Below are 17524 nucleotides of genomic sequence, written 5' to 3' on the forward strand. Positions count from 1 at the left end.
GACCTTTCAAGAGCCCTTAAGGGCACCGTTAATGGTACAGGATCAGTTGCCGGCCGGCGCGGCTGCGGACGGGTCTGCCGGCTCACCTGCAGGCGGCGCGAAGCCCATCTTCTCGGCCACCCATGCGGGTTCGTATTTCTGGAGGAGTTCGTAGGCCTCCTGGACGCGGAGTGAGAGATTGTCGATGGCGCCTGCGAGCGTGTCGCATTCGTTCTGGAGAGCTTCGTTGCGGCGCTTCAGGGAGCCGATCATCATGGACATGCTGAGTTTCCTTGTAAGGTTGTCGTGAATGGAAAGACGGGACCTGCGGGTCATTCTTCCGCCCAGCTGACGTTGCTGGCGGCGGTGATCGCCTCGGCCGTCGTGGCCTCGGCAATGGCTTTCTTCGCAGCGATACGCTTGGCCTCGACGCTGGCCGAGACCTGCTGGAAGGCCGAGAATGCCGCGACAACCTGCTGCGCCTTTTCGAGCGGCGTCATGTCGTCGGCTGCAGCCTCGGCGATGATGTGCGGGATCTTGTCATTGGCGATGCTCGGATTGGCGAGCTTGTCGCGCGCTTCTTCGAGCTTCTGCTGGTAGGCCATCAGCTGCCCGTAGCCGGGCGTGATGAACTGCATCCGGTATGCCTCGGCTGCGCGATCGACCTTGAGGACGGCGTCGGCGCGCAACGCATCGAGGTCGATATCGGCCGGCGCCGGCGTCCAGGCGGCAATGCGGGCGGCAAGACCTTCGGGCAGTGTCGGCCAATCGCCGACCGTCGAAAACAGCGTGTCTTCGGCCTTGGAGAACTGGCCTTCGATGGTCGCCGCCTCGCCGGCAGGCAATTCCGACAGCATCTTGCCGGCAACCGCATACCAGAAGTCCTGGGCGTTGAAGACCTGCTGACGGGCAAGCCAGATCGATGCGCATACCGCCCAACGTTCGGCGACTTTCGCGCGGAGCGCCTTGACCACACCCTCGGTCATGCACTCGTACATGCTGTCGATATTGTACATGGTTGATCCTTTCAGAGAGCCCAGAGAGCGTTGTCGGAGATGTCGAGATCCTCGCCGGCTGCGAGGCGGTCTTTGAGTGATCGGCCGGTCATGGTGAGGTGCTCGACGTGCGCCATGGCTGCGCGGCCGAAGCTGACCATCGTGACGACGTCCATTGGCACAATCGCGTTGTCGGCCGCGATCCATCCGAAGTCGGTGTCGCCGCCCTGCCAGCGCAGATCGCCCGGCTGGGCGCCCTGCATCAGCGCGAGTGCTGCGCCGGTGGCAGCACCATTGATGTTGCGGAGATCCTGCTCGCGCGCCTGATAGAGGTTGCCCATAAAGGTGAAGCCGGCGGCAATGCGCCGATCGCGCTCTCGGTCCACATCAGCCGACGACATGATTATGGGCTCGATCGGCCCGCCATTCGGATCGTGAACGATCTCGGGCACTGTCACATCGACGTAGTAGGCTTTGATCGGATGCAGGCGGACCGGGCTGATAATGTTCGGCTCGGAGAAGGCCGAGACCTGCAGCTGGTAGTCATCCTCGCCGAACGCATTGCCGTGCTGCAGAATGGAGCCCGTTACCGGATGGTAGATGACGAACCAGACTTCTGCCGGCAATGGCAGCGGCGCCTCGGCATCCGGTACGGGCTGCTCGATAAGATCGCTCATTTCTTCAGCCTCGTGATTGTCCAGGACGTGCCATCGTTGGAGAAGCCGGCCGAGCTGCCGAAATAGCCCATGTTCTTGTCGTTGTTTCGCATCGCGCCGCCCGACCCCATGACGAAGACGAGCGTGATCGTCACGCTGCCGGCCCCGCTCTTGGTGTAGCTTCCCGAGATCGGCTGGCTGGAGCAGCCATACGTGTCGATCGCCGGCCCCTGGATCTTCACGGTGTCGAGAACCGTACTCCCGACGCGGAGCTGCACCTCACCGGCATAGAAGACTTCGGCGTTTACCCCAGTCATGAAGCCGCGCAGGTTCCAGAAAGCGTCGATGATCAAGCGTTCGTCATCGGCCAAGCTGATGGTGCGTGACAGGATCGTGGTCGTTGCAGACTTCGGCACAAAGGCAGACGACGTGTTGTAGTAGACAGCCGAGATCGCGCCGTTGACGAGCTTCTCGCCATTGAGTGTCAGGTTGCTGATGTCGGCGTTGCCGACCGTCAGGTTCAGCGCAGCCAGACTATTGAAGTTCGCCTTGTCGGCCGTGATCGAGCCGTCGACGATCAGTTCGGCGTTCGCACGGCGATAGCAGAACGGGTTCCAGACGTAGAGCGTGCCGGCAGATGTTGCGCCCGCGGTTGGAACCTGACGGCGAATATAAAGCTGCGCAGTGACCGCCCCAGCTGGAACAGTCGCATTCTGCGCAACGTTCCTTGCGCTGTAGTTTATCCCCGGAGCTTCATTATACGACGGGCTTCCGACGTTGTTTCCATTGGCGTCATAGAAGTTCAGGGTGATACGAACGCCTTGGTTTGCGATGTCCGCATTGAAGTCGATGGTTGCGCCGAAACGAAGCTCATCTCCTGGACGAACGTTAAACGACTGCGACGTTGCGCCTGCGATGAATGTGCTGCCGCTGCTCGCTGTCGCATTATCGTTGAAACGAATGATCGGACCGATGTCGGTGACACTCGTGAAGTAGGGAACCGCATTGCCATTACCGGCCAAACTCCAGGCTTTGGCGTCCTGCAGAGCATTGTCCGGGACCATGTTGCTGGAGTCGGTCAGGACCAGGTGACGAGCAGTGATCGACTGCGCGGCGACATGGCGAGCGCCGACCGAGTTCGCCGCGATTTTGTCAGCAGTAACCGCGTCGGCATCGAGCTTGTCCGTCGTGATGGCACCAGCAGCGATCTTGACGGCCGTGATCGCGCCGGCCGCGATCTTCTGTGCCGTGACGGCATTGGCGTCGATCTTGTCGGCTGTGATGGCATTCGCGGCGAGCTTGTCGGTGTCAATCGAGCCGGCCGCGATCTTGCTGGCCGTGATCGCGTTGGCGGAGATCTTGTCCGACGTGATCGCATTGGCGGCAATTTTGTCAGAGCTGATCGCGTTTGCCGTGATCTTGTCGCCAGTGATCGCGCCGTCGACAATCAGTTCAGAGGATGCCGCCCTGCGGACGGAGATGTTCCGGATGACGACGGCCGGGACATAGTTGCCCGACGCATCACAAGCCACGCGCATACGCAGGCGCGCATATGCCGAGCCAGCTGGCGGATTGAATATTTGCGTCAGGGCCGTTGAGGCCGTGGAGCCAGTGAATAAGACGTTCTGATTGCCGACGTTCTGGCTATCGACGTTGTCGAAATCCTTGGTGAGGAACTGGATCTCGCAACGGAACTGACCGCGAGCTGCCGCGTATCCTCTTACCTTCAGGCTTACGGCAATCTGTTCGCCGACGTTGACCGGAAAGTTATTGGAATACTGATCCGACACGAACTGGTTGGCAGGCTGACCTGCACGGTTCGGGCCGGCATACAGCATAACGCGACCCAGCTCATCCTGGGAAGCCGTGGACGCCAGGAGCGACCAGTCACCGTTCATACCTCCGTTCCACGCAACCGGATCGAGAAGCTCCCCAGCCACGAGGTTGGCTGCGTCCATGACGGTGAGCTTGCCGGTCGTAATGGCGCCGGCCGCGATCTGGTCAGCCTTGACCGCCCCAGCCTGAAGATGAGCCGTCGTGATCGCGTCCGCTGCAATCTTTGCCGAGGTGATCGAGTTCGCCCCGATCTGGTTTGCCGTGATCGTGCCTGTCAGGTCCTGTGTCGGTACCGACGCCGAGTAGGCAGATCCAGTCCATCGATAAAGTTTGCCCGCGAAGTTGATTACGTCTGTGGACTTCGTGGTCGGCAGGGTCGAGCCAGAAACGTTCGTGACCGGGCTGAGGCCGTTTGCAAACTTGGTCGCATCGAGAGCGGCGTCGGCAATCTGGCTTCCGGAGATCGTGCCGGCGATGTCGGCCGCCGGAACGTCGGCCGTGTATTTGGTGCCGTTCCATCGATAGAGCTTGCCGGCAACGGTGATGACCTCAGTCGTCTTGGTTGTCGGGACCACGGCCCCCGAGATGATGCCGACCGGACCCAGACCATCGGCGAACTTGTCGGCGACGATCGCGCCGCTTGCGATGATATCCTTTGTGACGGCCGCGATCGCCAGCTTGTTCGTCGTCACCGCCTTATCGGCAAGCTTCAGCGCCGTGATCGCCGCGTCCATGATCTTGTTGGCCGAGATGGCGGCATCAATGATCTTCTGTTGCGTGATCGCGTTGTCGAGCACATCCTGAGTGGCAAACCCGATGTTTGCCGTGGTGACGGAGATCCACGCCGAGTCCGCAACCTTGCGGCCGGAGTACGGTACCAGCCGGCCCTGCACTTCATATTGCGTCGCCGGCCAAAGCCAGAGGCCAGTCAAAGTCCACTGACTGCCCGGCCCGTATGGAAGCTCGTTTTCAAAGACAACAACGCCGGTCGCCTTCAGACGAACGCGCACCCTGACGCGCGCGACATCGACGAGGTTTGGCGCGCATGACACGACGATCGTCGGACGCCGGGCAATTCCATCGCTTCCCGAGATCGTGCCGGCGCTGACGTTCCAGCCGGTCATGGGTTGCGTCGGCGTATCGAGGCGCCCGACCCAGCCGTCGGAGACGGTTTGCTCCATGGTGTCCGTCCAGTCGTAATCGGTCGGATCGATCTCCTGAAGCGTGACAATCTGGTTCATGCCCATCTGGCCGCGTCGCTCAACGACGAGGAAGCGCTTGTTCACGTAGCCATTGTGCGGGGAGGTCCAGGCGACCACGTCGATGCCGGCTTCCAGGACATACGCCATGGGCGGCAGCGGGATCTGGTGGCGACGGAAGCGACGTGCCTCCTCGAGGATGCCGCGCATCAGCTGCTGCACCTGCCGATGATAGGAGGTGGCGCCGAACGAGACGTCGGCGAGATTGCGCTTCCCGTCGAGCGCCTCATAGCCAGCGTTGCGCAAAGGCGGCGCATCCTTAGCGATCCATCCCTCTTTCGGGTTCGGATATTTGCCGTTGATGCCGTTGATCGTCTGATCGACCGAGTTGAACGGATCAAAGCCTGAGGGATCTGTGATGCCGATATCGTCGTCGTGAAAGCTGAACACGGCCCCGCCGAAGGTGCCGTTCTTCATCTTGAACACGCCGCCCTGGTCGGTGAGACGGCCGTTCTGGGCCTTGCGCAACTCTTCGAGGACGGCGAGCGGCACAGTGTCGCCCGTGATCTCGTAGCCGCCGCGCCATTGCGGCTCGGTCGTGTCGCCTGGGCGCTTAACGGATTTTGCCGCCTCCTGGTGAGCAGCAATCCAGTTCGACGCCGGCATGCGGGACGCGTCAACGTCCTGCCCGCCATAGAACCATTCGCCTTTGTAGCGCAGGCCACGGATGACGTTATAGGTCATCACCGACAGGTTCTCGGTCGGCTCGTAGGTGCTCTCGACGCCGAAGCGGTGCGTACCGTTTCCGCCTTGCGTGCTGTCTTTGCGGACGTCGTAAAGGGGCAGTGGTGCAGGCTCGAACAGCGCTTTCGGCTGTCCTTTGAAGAGCGTGCGCTCCCAGCGATAGGTCATGATGACGTAGGGAATGCCGCGCCCGATCATGGTCGCGTCCCACGGCCGATCCTCGTCGTCCCCGAATTGCTCGAGCAGGAACGGATCGGCCGCGGTCTGGCTGCCGTCGTAGAATTTTACCCAGCAGTAATCGTGAACGTTGCCCTCGTCGTCGCGGAACTCCTTGACCGGATAGCCACGCCCGAATTCGGTGTCCGGCTCATTCCAGAGGATCGTCCCCCGCTCGCCATCGATCCAGATGCCATCGAGCGCTGGAACCGGCAGGCTGCCGATCTCGAACACTTCCGTCAGGTACGAGTTCGGCGTGTCGCCGTTATAGTTTCCCCAGGTGCCGACGTACTTGCGCTTCCCGCGCGTGGCGAACTTGCCGATCGTCGTCGATACCGGCTGATCGTCACCGACATCCGCCTGCACCTTCATGCCGACCGGTGGCGGCTTGTCGGCCGCGGTCGCCATCTGCAAAAGCGTGGTACCGGCTGCGAGCGCCAGACTGACGATCGCGTTGGCGACGCCGGCGCCGGAGACCACGGCGCTGAAGACACCGATGACGGCGCCGATCAGCGGCCCCGCGAACGCCTGATCGGCCGTCAGCAGGAAGAACGTCAGCGCAGTCGAGGAAAGGGCAAGCCGCTTCAGCATCAACCCACCTTGAAGGCGCGAACGGCCTTCTCACGATCGACCGTGCCGAGACCTTCTTCGCCAAGCACCCAGATCCGGTCGAAGTCGAACACGCCAAGCACATGACCGAAGGGCGTGTCGGTCGGAATAGCAGCGATATCGCCTGTCTGCGCGTCCACGGGATGCGCATGCTCGGGCAGGATCGAGGCGGCGAAATCGGCGAGATCCGTAAAGCCCTGGTCACGGATCAGACGATAGGCAGATGCGCCGTCGTGATACTTGCCGCGGTAGGGCAAAGACAGGTCGACGCCGGTGAGCGCATAGATGTTGCGAGCCGCGAGCAGCGCGCAATCGTTCCGGTCCCATGAGATCGGTTCGCGCCGGATGTCGTCGAAGACATCGCAGAACGGCCCCATCCACCTTTCGCGGCGCTTCAGCTCGATCATTTCTCACCCCACGGCTCATTCCAGTTTTCGACCGGCCCGGCATACTTGCCGAAGTTGTCCACCTCGCCGTTCGGTCCCTTGCGCTTCTTCTGTTCCTCAGCGCTCGATTTCGCCGGGTTCGGCCGGGTGAGGTTAACGACGGCATCGTTGACCAGGCGCACTTCCAGCACCTCGCCGTTGCCATCCTCCCCGCCTTCCTGGATCGAAGCGCCGTCGACCACGCCGAGGTAGTCGTTCTCGGGCATCGAGGAGAGCTGGCGGGTTCTAGGATCGAGCAAGCCGATCCAGATCTCGACGCGCGCTGCGCGCAGGTCTAGGCCGCGTGCCGCCGCCTCGACGGCCGGGTTGAGCATGGTGAGATTGAGATTGCGCGTGTTGACCTCCAGCGACGACGTGCTGACGCTCTCGCCCGTATCGAGATCAACGGAGCCTTCGAACACGCGTGCCGAGATCTGGCCGTCAATCAGGGAGCGGACCTCGACCGTGACCGGCGCGTCCCCGCTCCAGAAGCTGACGGTCTGCTTCGTGGTCTTGCCAGCGCCATCCGGCCACGTGCGGGCGATGAACGACACGAACCAACGCGGGACAATGCCGTCCTCGGGCGCGTTCTGAAGCATTGCGAAGAATGAGGGATCGACTGTCTTCATGGCTTCTGGATCGCGGTGAAACCGGCGCCTTCTGTCAGGTGTCGACGCGCCCGGCCGGCCTGATGGCTTTCGGGCATGATGACCATGCGGCAGGCGGGCTTGGCGAAAATGGCGGTCGTGTTGGCGGACACACCGACCGGGACGTTGGGGAAGATGCTGAGGAACGGCGTGACACCATCCGCATCGGCCGTCCCGCTTTCGGAGATCTCAAGGAAGGCGCTGCGCACCGGGCTTGCACCGAACGACACCTGAAACTTGTCGGCGACGGTCAGCGCATAGCCGGCCGGGAAACCGGAGAACCGCATCGAGCGCATATCAGCGCCGATCGCGGCGATCTGGATGTTGCGGGATCCGAGCGCGAGCCCGCGCGGGTCCTTCTGCGGGAACGGCGACAGCGGATCGTAGAGCCAGAACATCTCCTGGGCACCGCGCAGTGCGCGGATCAGGGCGGCGTATTGCTTCATCTCGGAGCTTGCCCGGCGATCGAGCTCGATGACGGCGCGCCAGAGCGGGTCAGCCAGCTCGGCCTGCCAGATCCGGCCGCTTCCCTGTCCGGAGAGGCTGTCGCGGCGCTTGATGCTCCATTCGACACTGGAGATCGGCAGCCGATCGGCGAACGTCGGCAGGCTGTAGGGGAAGTTGAGGGTCATTGGCCCCTCACATACGGGCGCTTCTTGATCTGATCGACGCGCGACGGGAGGTTCTTGTCATAGGACCGAATACCGCGGGAAACGCCGCGATCTACGGCCTCCTCGATGTCGCGATCGCCGCGCGGGTTCTGTACATAGACGTTGATTTCCGTCTTGCCGGCGCCGGCTTGATCGTTCGCTGCAGCCGAGGATCTCGCCTGTCTCTGCGACGGATAGACCGACGCCGGCGCACCGATGCGAGCGACGAAGCCTCCCTCGTCGTAGCCGCGTCCTGAGTTCAAGCCTTCGAGCATCGCCCGCACGCCTGGCTGCGCAACCACGCTTGCCTTGACGACATATTCCTGACCATGGACGAAGCCGGCGATCTCGCTGCGGCCACCGTTTCCTGTCCAGCCGCCCGTGTCGTAGAGGCCCTTGCCTGGGTTATTGACGGCGAAGTTCGATTGCGCACCGTTTGGCACGAAGGTCGGCAGGAACGCGGTCAGGAGGGAGCTGAAGAACCCGCCGCCGCCCGTCGGCGCGGGAGGGAACATGTTAGCGAGGTTCTGCCCAGCTTGACCGAGGCCTTCCCCGAAGCCAGCGAGACCCTTGACGGCCGTCGACGATGCATTCGCAAGCCCCCCGACAGTCGAACTAGCGGACTGCCCTGTCGTGGCGAGCTTGTCCAGATTGTCGTTAGCGCTCCCGAGGGCGGCGTTGAATTTCTCCACGTACCCGGTTCCTGTGGTTCCGAGAATGTCGGCACCACGCCCGCCCTTACCTACGGAGCCGGGCCCACCAAACCACGCCTGCGCAGCTCCCGAAGGCCCATACTGGTCCACGTAGCCGCCGAAGCGATGGTTGAAGATCGCATCTTGTGCAGCCTTGTCACCAAGGAACTGTGACGTGGACAAGCGGCGTCCAAGTGCAGCTTCAGACCAAGGGCCGATATTGCTGCCCATCATTTGATAGGCGCCATAAGCGCGGTCACCGCTCCGGGTGATCGGGCCGAGCGCACCATAATTGCCACTGCTCTCGATTGACTGGATCGCCTTGGCATAGGCTGAGATGTCATCTAGCGGTGCGCGCGTCACAGGGATCACTGGCGCCGCATAGGTCTGGAAACCAGTCGTTGGCGTGTTCTGGTTGGCGGCAACCGGCGACGATTTCATGAAGCGGCCGATCACATCGGACAGTTCCGTGCGGTCGCCGCCCAACAGCATGTTCTTGATCGAGTTGGTGCCCAGCTCCTGGAAGAACTTGCCGACGTCGCCGAGAAGGCCATTCAAAGCCCCCTTGAAGTCGCCTTTGAGGAGCGAACCGAAGACGTTGTCGATCGCAGTTTCACCTGCTGACTGGAACATCTGCCAAGCCGCTGTTGCCTTCGCGACCTCTGCCGTCTGATTGGCGATCTCACGGGCATTACGACGGATCGCGTCGGCTTCGGCCGACAGTGCCGAGTAGCCACGCGCCCTGATCATCTGCTCGCTTTCCAGAACAGCGAGAGCCTTCTCGCGCTCGGCCGTTGTTGCGCCCACCAACGTCTGCTCAAGCCGCAGCCGCTCCAGATCGTCGTCCTGCCCCCTGATGACGTCGATTGCACCGGCGCGGCGCTGTTCGAGTTCGCTGGCAGCCGCAGCCTCTTTCGCCGTCGCCAGCGCTTCGGCCAGTTTCTTCTGTTCCTCACCCTGCGCGGCCGCGGCCGCAGCTGCCAGCGGGCGAAGTTGGATTTCGGTTCGCAGAAGCGCTTCCGCTTCGCTGGCAGTGATGTTGCCGGCGGCGACCTGGTCGTTAAGCTTGCGGCGAGCATCAACCTCGGCCATCAACTCGGCCGACTGCAGCTGCGATGATGCTAAGGTCTCCTGGATGATCCGATTGCGGGCGGCAGCAATCCGAGAGGATGCATCGCTGGTCTTGATCTCTTCTCCAGCGAGCTGCAGGCGCTCCCGATCGGCAACTAGCCCGGCCAGTACAACCGGATTGCGTTCTGTCTGGATACGGATGTCGAGAGCTGCAAGCTGATTGGCGCGCTCCTGCGCCGGGATCATCGTCTCGAGAGCATGGGTTTTTGCATCGATCGAAGCGGCGATATCGTCCCGCTGTGTGTTGCTCAGGCCCGGAGCATTCAGACCGGCCTGCAACGCCTTGATCTGATCCTCCAACTGACGTCGCGCGCGCGCGTACGCTGTTGCAGGGCCATCGCTTGCAATGTCCGCCGCAAGTACGCCGGGCTGCTTGCGCCGTTCGAGATCCTGCTGTCGTGCAATGTTCTCGCGTTCTCTCGCCTGGTCAGCCTGGAGGCGGCGCAATTCGGCGGTGTCGCGACGTTCCTGCGCTTCTCGCAGCATCTTCTGGCGGGGATTTTCCAACCAGCCCGGACCGTAGTCGGTCTGCGCATCCTGTAACTTCTTGATCCGTTCGGCACGGGTCGGCGCGCTGATTGCAGCGTCAACGGCCCGGCCGACGGCATCCATCGCGTTGGAAGCGCTGGTGCGAACAACATCCCACGCGCGCCCGAGTGCGGTCGTTGCTGCGCTGGCGTCAGCCAGCCTATTCGGCAACGCGTCAAGCAGAACCTTCTGCGCTTCGCCCGCCCGGTTCTGTGCCACGAGCCGCCTTGCATACTCGGCCGTTGCAGCGTCGATCAGGCCATACTTGCGGTAAAGCGTGTCGATGGCTTGCGCGGGATTTGCAAACATCTCAGCCAGCGCGGCGCCGGCATCCTCTGCTGACACGCCGATCGTTGCCCCGAAGTTCTTGCTGATGGAGATCAGCTGCTCGAAGTTCTCAGACCCGATCTTTCCCGTGCGCAGGAACTGCGCTTCCATCGTGCGCGCCGAGGAAATGGAGATGTTCGCGACCGCTGCCCCATTCCGCGCGGCCGTTTCCATGCTTGCGGCAGTGCCGGCGGTCGCACGCCCGAGACCGCCTGCGGCGGTTTCCACTTCCTTGACTGAAACGAGATAGTCGTTCCACGCCACCGCGCCGAGGATGACGGCTGCAGTGGTACCGCCGATCGCAACGCGCAAAGGCGTGATGGCAGCGAGCGCCGCCTTGGCAGCGTTCCCCATGCTGCCATAGATCTGCATCGCCTGCGGACCTTGCTGGAGTAGGACCTGTGTCACGGGCATGCCAAGTGCCAATGACTGGACCGTGTCCACGCCTTGCGTGAACAGATTGGCCTTCTGATCGGGTCGAAGGCCCTGACCGCCCGAAATCCCCTTGCGCGACTGGATCAGGCCGAGCGTCGCCTGCCGTTCACGCGAGATCGCCGCAGTCATCTCGTCATGGGAAAGCGCTCCGACGCGATTAGCCTGACGGATGTCATCGACGGTTTTTCGGTAGGCGGTAAGAGCCGCGTAGCGGGGATTGTAGGCTTGCCGCAGCCGATCGCGCTCGTCCATGAACGCAGTGATATCGGCACTACGGTCGGGCTGGATAACCTGCGACTGGACGATCGACTGCGCGGACTGCTTGCGCCGCGCGGCCAATCGCTCGGCAGCACCGGCCTGTTCTTCCATGGCCCGCGTCTCGCGGATCCTGGCCTCGATCGCCGTAGTCGCGGAGATCGCGCCGACCCGTTCAGCCTCGCTGATGTCGATCAGCGCTTTGCGATGGCGCTCCATCAGAGCGAACATCGGATCAAACCGCGACTGCAGGCGGTCCATTTCTTTCAGATAGGCGGCAACGTCGGCGCCACGATCCGGAGCGATCGTGCGGCGATCGACGGCCGACTGCGCCTCCTGCTTGCGTCGCGCGGCCAGACGTTCGGCGGCACCTGCCTGCTCTTCCATGGCCCGCGTCTCGCGGATCCTCGCCTCAATGGCGACAGACGCCGATATCGCCCCGACCCGCTCGGCGTTGGCGATGTTGATCAAGGCCTGCCTATGACGCTGCATGGCTGCAAACAGCGGATCGAACCGGGCCTGCAGGCGGTTCATCTCCTGCCCGTATGCGGCGATATCGTCACTGCGCGTCGTGTTGTTGTTGGCCGCTTCTTTCAGCTTGCCAAGGGCCGTCGCAACCGCCTCGATCTTCGGCTGCACCGTTGCAGCTTCCTTGCCGATCGCGGCAACGGCCGAGCGCGCTTCAAGCCCTCCGGACTTCGCGCCAGAGGGATCGACGGTTACGCCAATGGCAATGCGATATGCTGGAGCCATCACGCGTCCTCGTCTTCGGGAGCGTCTGCCATGTCGGCATCATTGAAGATCGGGAGAACGGCATCCTCGATCGCCGGGAAATCCTTCAGGACGTCGATCGGAAACTCGTGCGCGTCGAGCATGGCCCTGCACGCCGAGTAATCGAGGCCGATCCACAGCACGCCCTGCTTCGTGCCCACGCTGCGCCATTGCGTGGAGCAGGCCATGAAGGCGGAAAGGCTGTCAGAATTGTGGATCGACACTGCGGACACGTCTTCGTCTTCCTCGCCGGTTTCGTCGTCATCCGCCTGGATGATGTGCCCGAGCTCTGCAAATTGCCGGCGGAGATCCTCGTCGATCGGCGCGGGCTTGGTGGGATCGCTGCGGCCCTGGCGGGCAAGTGCCCAGACCCTGACCGCAGCTGTCAGTTTTTTACGCGGCCCTTTTCGAGCGTGATCGCCTCGTCATAGGCCCGCACGAGCGCGGTGCGGACGCGCTGGTGAGCCCAGACAGCGGCGAAGGTTTCTTCGGTGAACGGGATTTCGGCGCCGTCCTCGTCAGCGATCTTGCGCCAGTTCTTCAGGACGCGGCGCATTGCCTTCAGGTCGTGTTCTTCGACACGGTCCTGAACTTCGAAGAGCTGCTCGTCCGTGATGTCGGCTTTGATCTCAGCAATGATCGCGGTGCGGGCGCGCGCCGAAGCACGAGCCTCGGCGCTCGACTGGATGGCAAACTGCACCTCGAAGACGTGCTCGATCGACTTGCCGGGCTTGGCGTCATCCGGCTCGCTGACTTTGACTGGCCACCAGAAGGTGAGATTTTCGACAACCTTGAACATGGATTTCCTTGAGGAGACTAGGACGAGAGGACGGGATCAATGGCCGGGTGAAAGGCCTTTGAAGGTCACTTGAAGGTGAGGACGAATTCGTCGTTGCCGACGACGGGCGTGAGGTAGAGCGGCAACTGATTGTTGATCCGCTTGCGGGTCTCGCCGTATTTCGGTCGGCCGAGCTGGACGGCCGGCGCGTCGAACTGGACGATATTGCCGGGGGTCGTTCCATGGACTGCTGCGAGCGTGCCGAGTGTGTGCTTCGCCGAGCGATCGTACCAGTTGATAGCTGCCAGCAGATCAGCGCGCACAACGGCATTGCCGGTCATCATGCGGTCCACCTGTTCGATCGCTTCTTCGCCAATCAGGAAGTCCGGCTCGATCTGGTTGCCGAGGTCGAATGAAATTCCTTCGGTTCCGCCTGTGAAGCCGTGAAGCGAGAACGTCGTATTGGCCTTGTTCACCGGTACCGGCTTGATGAACTTCGACACATCAACCGTCGAGATCGCGACATCCGAGATGGTGCCGAGCAGTCCGGACAAGTTGAATTTGAAGCGTGGAATGGCCAGCGGCGCCATGTCCAGCGTCCACGTCCCACGAGCCCCGACCAGGATGTGCTGCACGCCGTCCGCGTTGAAACGGATCGACACGCTCTCCTGTCCGGTAGAGATCGGATTGTACTTGACGTCCTGACCGACGGTGATGACCTCACGCATGGCGCAGGCCCGCAGAAGATCGCCGAACGCCGGAACGGTCCCGGCAACACCCGAGCCGGCAACCTCGACCTCTCCGGCAAGCGTGCCGTAGCTGCCGACGAGAATGACGCCCTGGTGTCCCATGTAGGGAAGCACGAGGTCGCGGGTGACCTCTTGGCCTGCAGCCGGATCGAACTCGACGTTCGTCATCTGCATGGCATTCGCCACGCCAGTCGGGACACTGTCCGTGCCATAGACCGTTTCACGCTTCACGAGGATGGCGCGGTTTCGGAAATAACGCTTGGCCATGTCGCTCAACCCTTCTTTTTCGCCGCAGCCGTGGTGTCGGCAGGCGTCTGGCTGGCAGGTGTCTCGACGTCGGCCGGCGCATCGGTCGATGCGATATCGGTGACCTCGGGCTTTGCTTCCTCGGTCCGATCGACCAGCTTCAGCGAGCCATCCTTCTGGCGGATGTACGATCCGCCTACGTTCTGATCTTCCATCAATCGGTCTCCAGGTAGCGGCTCGTCTGCCACGTCTGGACGTAGACGGTGACACCGTTGCCAAGCGGCGCGGCCTGTGCCGACACCAGTTCAAAAAGGTCGCCTCGGGGATCGACCGCCCAGCCGGCGAGAGCCTGCTCGATGGCGCCCTTCAAGGTGTCGAAATCCAATGCGCGCTGCGCGCCCTGGACATCGGCATGGCGGCGCAAAACCAACGCCACGAGGATCTGCACATGCACGAGCTGCTCGAAGCCGCCCATTGCCAGATCGTTGGGCTCGGCCTGCTCGCGGTAGGGAATAACAAAGACAGTTCCGTTTCGCGGCGCGGTACCGGCGCTGACAGAGGCCAGATCCTCGACCGGCAGGACGTCGGCAACCGTCGTCCCCAGCTCGACCTTCAGCCGCTCGATGACGGCCGCGATCAAAGCCAGCCCCCCATTTTTTCGCGAGAGAAGACGGGCTCGGGACCATCGACGCGGATGCCGTCCGACGTGGACTGCGCCGGCGCAATGCCGTCAGCGCCCGGAAGAGCGATCAGGCCGCGTGCTGCCTGCTGAAGAGCGGCCACCGCATCCTTGTAATCTCGCACCACGTAATCCGGAGGTCCGGCGCGATGCAGATGGTACCGGGCGATCGAGACCGCCCAGGTGGAGACGATCGCCGCGACGCTCGACAGTGGCAGGCGAAAGCGAACGGCCAGATAGCCGTTCACGGTGTTGTCCGCATGGATGAGCGAAGCCTCGACGACATCCGGATCTGCAACGCCGTCACCGTCGCGATCGGCGACCTGGAGGATTTCATCCAGGCCGGCGCGTTCGATCAGATCGTCGAGCGAGGCATAAGGCATCAGACTTCGAAGCCCTCATCCCACGAGGAGGCGATCGCAAGTGTGCCGAGCAGCTCGGCATGCTCGGTGATGCTGAGGTCGATCGTTTCTCCGATTTCCCTCAGCACGTTGTTCTGCCGGGTCCGGCCGGTGAGAATGAAGCGCCGCTTATCGTTGACGTAGGCAGGGCGGGCACCGTCGACATCGGCGAGACGCGCAGCCCGCAGCGCACTGATCTGAGCCTGCAGCTCGGAAGCCATGTTGACCAGATCGCCGACGACTTCGGCCGGATCGTCCGCCGGGCGCCAGCCCTGCAGCGGTCCGAGGTCGGCGTGCGTGTCGATGGCGCGCAGAAGGGAGAGGCCAACCGTAGCCTTATCGATCAGATCATCGACATCGGTGCAGCCCGTCATTTCGAGCGCGAACTTCAGCGAGCGTGCGTCGAGCGCTTCATTGGTAGCGGTATGCGCCCCCTCGACCAGAACAGCGACACCGCCATCCGTTCCCTGCGGAACCTCGACCACTGCCCCATCGATCCCCGAGGCCAGTGCCGGCACCTCGGGGTTGGGCTCTGTGACGAAGCCGGATGCTTCGACGTTGCCCTGCGGAATTTCCGACGCGACCAATTCCGCGTCGACGACACTGCCGCTCTCGCTCTCGGGGGTATGGGTGGAAAGGACTTCACCTTCGCGAATGGTCCCGTCCGGACCGTTCAAGCCGGACGGGTCGGATACCGCTGCGGGAGGCATAGCGGTATCCTGCGCCGTGCCCAGGACATCGGTCCCGGTTTCTGCTGCGATCGGCGCGCTGGATGGTGCGGATTTTCTGGAGGCCATGAACGGTTTCCCTTCGAGCTTTCGGAAAGGAACCAGCCATCCGGTCCCTTTCGAAAAGCTCCGGCCGATCGCGCGGCCGGAGTGCAGCATTCCCCGCTGACTTGCGTCAGCGAGCGGCGAGGCTGAGACCGTGGGTGCGGTAGCTGTCGCGATAGACCGGCTTCAGGCTACCGATGACGAGGAACAGTACGACAGCGAACACGGGTGCCATGATGGCAAAGGAAGCAGCGACCGGCGTTTCGCGAAGGACCACCATCGCAAGCTCGATGGCCGGATAGATGAGGTAGGCGATGGGTGCGCAGATGGCCGCAAAGAGGGTGGCGGATCCAAGGAAGATGAAGCTGCGATAGGTCATGAGGTCCCTTCGGGCGGTTGTCCTCCGGCCGGGTTGGCCGAAGGGGAGAGCGTTGGCCTGGCAATCAGGCCGTGATGGGCTTAGGCCGCGACGTTCTGGAAGAAGTAGCCAAGCTCCGGAGCCGACACGACTTCGGCGACACTCTCGCCGGCGCGCACCCGGCGCGACCCGCGCAGACCGATCTTCGGTTCGTCCATCGAACCGGCAACGCGGGCGCCATACTGAGCGGTCCAGCCCCAGGTGGGGACCTCGCCGAGGCTCGACACGATCTTCTCGCGGCGGATCAAGGCGCAGTGCTTGCCCCAGAGGCGATAGCGCTGGGCAGGCTGACCGGGACGCGCTGCATTGGCAAAGCCGGAGCCGATGACGATGTCGTCGAGTTCGAGCAGATCCGCGACAGCCCGCTTGTCGGCGAGACCATCGGCAACACCGGACGTCGTCAGGGCACGCAGAACGTTCGGGTTCTGCCGGAGCTTCGACCACGCAAGCCGGCCCATGACGGCAACGTTTGCCCGCATCACCATGCTGTCGAGAGCATCCGTGATCGCGCTGATCGGCTTGCTGTCGGGATGGCTCCACTGCGAAGCACCGGACAAGACCTCACGGTTGGTAGTGGGATAGGAGAGCGGGTTGAAAGCCTTGTCGGCAACGCGCTTCTCGCGATCGAGCTCGACGATGTTGGTAAGCTGTTGGACTGCGAAGGCTTCCGGGTCGTAGCCCGCGGGCGCCTGATTGATGTCGGCGATCGGAATGATGGCGTCCTGACCGTAGTCGGCCGTGGCGCCCGTCACCTCCGTGCCGCCGAACTCCATGATGTTCGGTTCGGACTTGCGGCCGACCTTGGTGTCCGGGATCGTGATGGTCTGGTCAAAACCGAAGACCATGTACTTGAAGGTCTCGGTTCCGAGACGCGGCTCGAGGCGAGGCATGACCAGATCGGCGATCATCTCCCCATTCTTGAAGGCAACGGCGATGCCGGTCAGTACCGGATCGACGGGAAACGGCTGTCCAGCCATGCGTGTCTGCTCCTGCGGGTGTCGGTCCGGGCTTAGCCCTGGATGCGATGGGGGTTGATGAAGGCTTTGGCGATGTCGCCGACGACGCCGTTGGTGAGGACGCGGCCGACGACGAAGTGATTGATGCCGGCGCCAGGCGCTGCGGCGATTGCCCGACCTGTGCCATCGGCCGTGATGCCGGCACCCGGCAGGACCGTGCCGCCGACGAGGACCTCCGCCGGGCCGAACAGCACGACATCGACACGCCCGCCGCTCTTTGCACCGTTCGGGTAATCGACGACGCCGGCGATCAGATCGGTCGGGGCCGTGGCCAGCGCGACCTCGCCATCATTGGCGGTGAACTTCACCAGGGCGCGATGGCTGAGGTCGCCCGAGGCGACGAAGGTCTTGGTGTACGGGTTCATGCAG

Annotated in this window: 18 protein-coding genes; all 18 read right to left on the bottom strand. The window is 62.8% G+C overall.

The genetic code is table 11. The features are described from left to right. Window positions 1-42: 42 nt before the first annotated feature. Window positions 43-261, bottom strand: a complete 219-nt coding sequence (locus ASG03_RS07835; RefSeq protein ID WP_062693175.1) for a hypothetical protein — start codon at window positions 259-261, stop codon at window positions 43-45. 50 nt (window positions 262-311) lie between these two features. Next, a complete protein-coding gene (locus ASG03_RS07840; RefSeq protein WP_062693176.1) occupies window positions 312-995 on the bottom strand; it encodes a hypothetical protein in 684 nt (227 codons plus the stop codon). A gap of 11 nt (window positions 996-1006) precedes the next feature. After that, window positions 1007-1651 (bottom strand): DUF4376 domain-containing protein, encoded by a 645-nt coding sequence (locus ASG03_RS07845; RefSeq protein WP_062693177.1) that lies wholly within the window; start codon window positions 1649-1651, stop codon window positions 1007-1009. Then, complete coding sequence (locus tag ASG03_RS07850) at window positions 1648-6216, bottom strand: hypothetical protein (RefSeq protein WP_062693178.1); 4569 nt, start codon at window positions 6214-6216, stop codon at window positions 1648-1650. Before ASG03_RS07850 ends, ASG03_RS07845 begins: the two co-directional genes overlap by 4 nt. Further along, entirely contained in the window at window positions 6216-6641 is a 426-nt protein-coding gene (locus tag ASG03_RS07855) for a DUF6950 family protein (protein ID WP_062693179.1), read from the bottom strand. The genes ASG03_RS07850 and ASG03_RS07855 overlap by 1 nt, the downstream gene beginning before the upstream one ends. After that, window positions 6638-7288, bottom strand: coding sequence for a hypothetical protein (locus ASG03_RS07860; protein ID WP_062693180.1), 651 nt, complete (start codon window positions 7286-7288; stop codon window positions 6638-6640). Before ASG03_RS07860 ends, ASG03_RS07855 begins: the two co-directional genes overlap by 4 nt. Next, window positions 7285-7938, bottom strand: coding sequence for a hypothetical protein (locus tag ASG03_RS07865; protein ID WP_062693181.1), 654 nt, complete (start codon window positions 7936-7938; stop codon window positions 7285-7287). The genes ASG03_RS07860 and ASG03_RS07865 overlap by 4 nt, the downstream gene beginning before the upstream one ends. Next, on the bottom strand, window positions 7935-12077 hold the full coding sequence (locus ASG03_RS07870) for a phage tail length tape measure family protein (protein ID WP_062693182.1): 4143 nt from the start codon (window positions 12075-12077) through the stop codon (window positions 7935-7937). Before ASG03_RS07870 ends, ASG03_RS07865 begins: the two co-directional genes overlap by 4 nt. Further along, window positions 12077-12328 carry a DUF1799 domain-containing protein gene (locus tag ASG03_RS07875; protein ID WP_156381763.1) on the bottom strand — a complete coding sequence of 84 codons (252 nt, stop codon included), beginning with the start codon at window positions 12326-12328 and terminating at the stop codon, window positions 12077-12079. Before ASG03_RS07875 ends, ASG03_RS07870 begins: the two co-directional genes overlap by 1 nt. Window positions 12329-12480: 152 nt before the next feature. Then, entirely contained in the window at window positions 12481-12894 is a 414-nt protein-coding gene (locus ASG03_RS07880) for a hypothetical protein (protein WP_062693184.1), read from the bottom strand. A 65-nt stretch (window positions 12895-12959) separates the two neighbouring features. Further along, on the bottom strand, window positions 12960-13889 hold the full coding sequence (locus tag ASG03_RS07885) for a phage tail tube protein (RefSeq protein ID WP_062693185.1): 930 nt from the start codon (window positions 13887-13889) through the stop codon (window positions 12960-12962). 5 nt (window positions 13890-13894) lie between these two features. Next, window positions 13895-14083 (bottom strand): hypothetical protein, encoded by a 189-nt coding sequence (locus ASG03_RS07890; protein WP_062693186.1) that lies wholly within the window; start codon window positions 14081-14083, stop codon window positions 13895-13897. Then, entirely contained in the window at window positions 14083-14508 is a 426-nt protein-coding gene (locus tag ASG03_RS07895; RefSeq protein WP_244475197.1) for a phage tail terminator protein, read from the bottom strand. Before ASG03_RS07895 ends, ASG03_RS07890 begins: the two co-directional genes overlap by 1 nt. Beyond that, complete coding sequence (locus ASG03_RS07900; RefSeq protein ID WP_062693188.1) at window positions 14505-14930, bottom strand: gp436 family protein; 426 nt, start codon at window positions 14928-14930, stop codon at window positions 14505-14507. The genes ASG03_RS07895 and ASG03_RS07900 overlap by 4 nt, the downstream gene beginning before the upstream one ends. Beyond that, on the bottom strand, window positions 14930-15745 hold the full coding sequence (locus tag ASG03_RS07905; RefSeq protein ID WP_156381764.1) for a hypothetical protein: 816 nt from the start codon (window positions 15743-15745) through the stop codon (window positions 14930-14932). Before ASG03_RS07905 ends, ASG03_RS07900 begins: the two co-directional genes overlap by 1 nt. 106 nt (window positions 15746-15851) lie before the next feature. Then, window positions 15852-16100, bottom strand: coding sequence for a hypothetical protein (locus tag ASG03_RS07910; RefSeq protein ID WP_062693190.1), 249 nt, complete (start codon window positions 16098-16100; stop codon window positions 15852-15854). A gap of 80 nt (window positions 16101-16180) precedes the next feature. Continuing rightward, window positions 16181-17116, bottom strand: coding sequence for a major capsid protein (locus ASG03_RS07915; RefSeq protein ID WP_062693191.1), 936 nt, complete (start codon window positions 17114-17116; stop codon window positions 16181-16183). Window positions 17117-17148: 32 nt separating this feature from the next. Next, entirely contained in the window at window positions 17149-17520 is a 372-nt protein-coding gene (locus ASG03_RS07920; protein ID WP_062693192.1) for a hypothetical protein, read from the bottom strand. Between the last annotated feature and the right edge of the window lie 4 nt (window positions 17521-17524).

Origin of the sequence: Rhizobium sp. Leaf341 (assembly GCF_001424325.1) — a bacterium.
In the GTDB taxonomy this organism is placed as follows: Bacteria; Pseudomonadota; Alphaproteobacteria; order Rhizobiales; family Rhizobiaceae; genus Ferranicluibacter.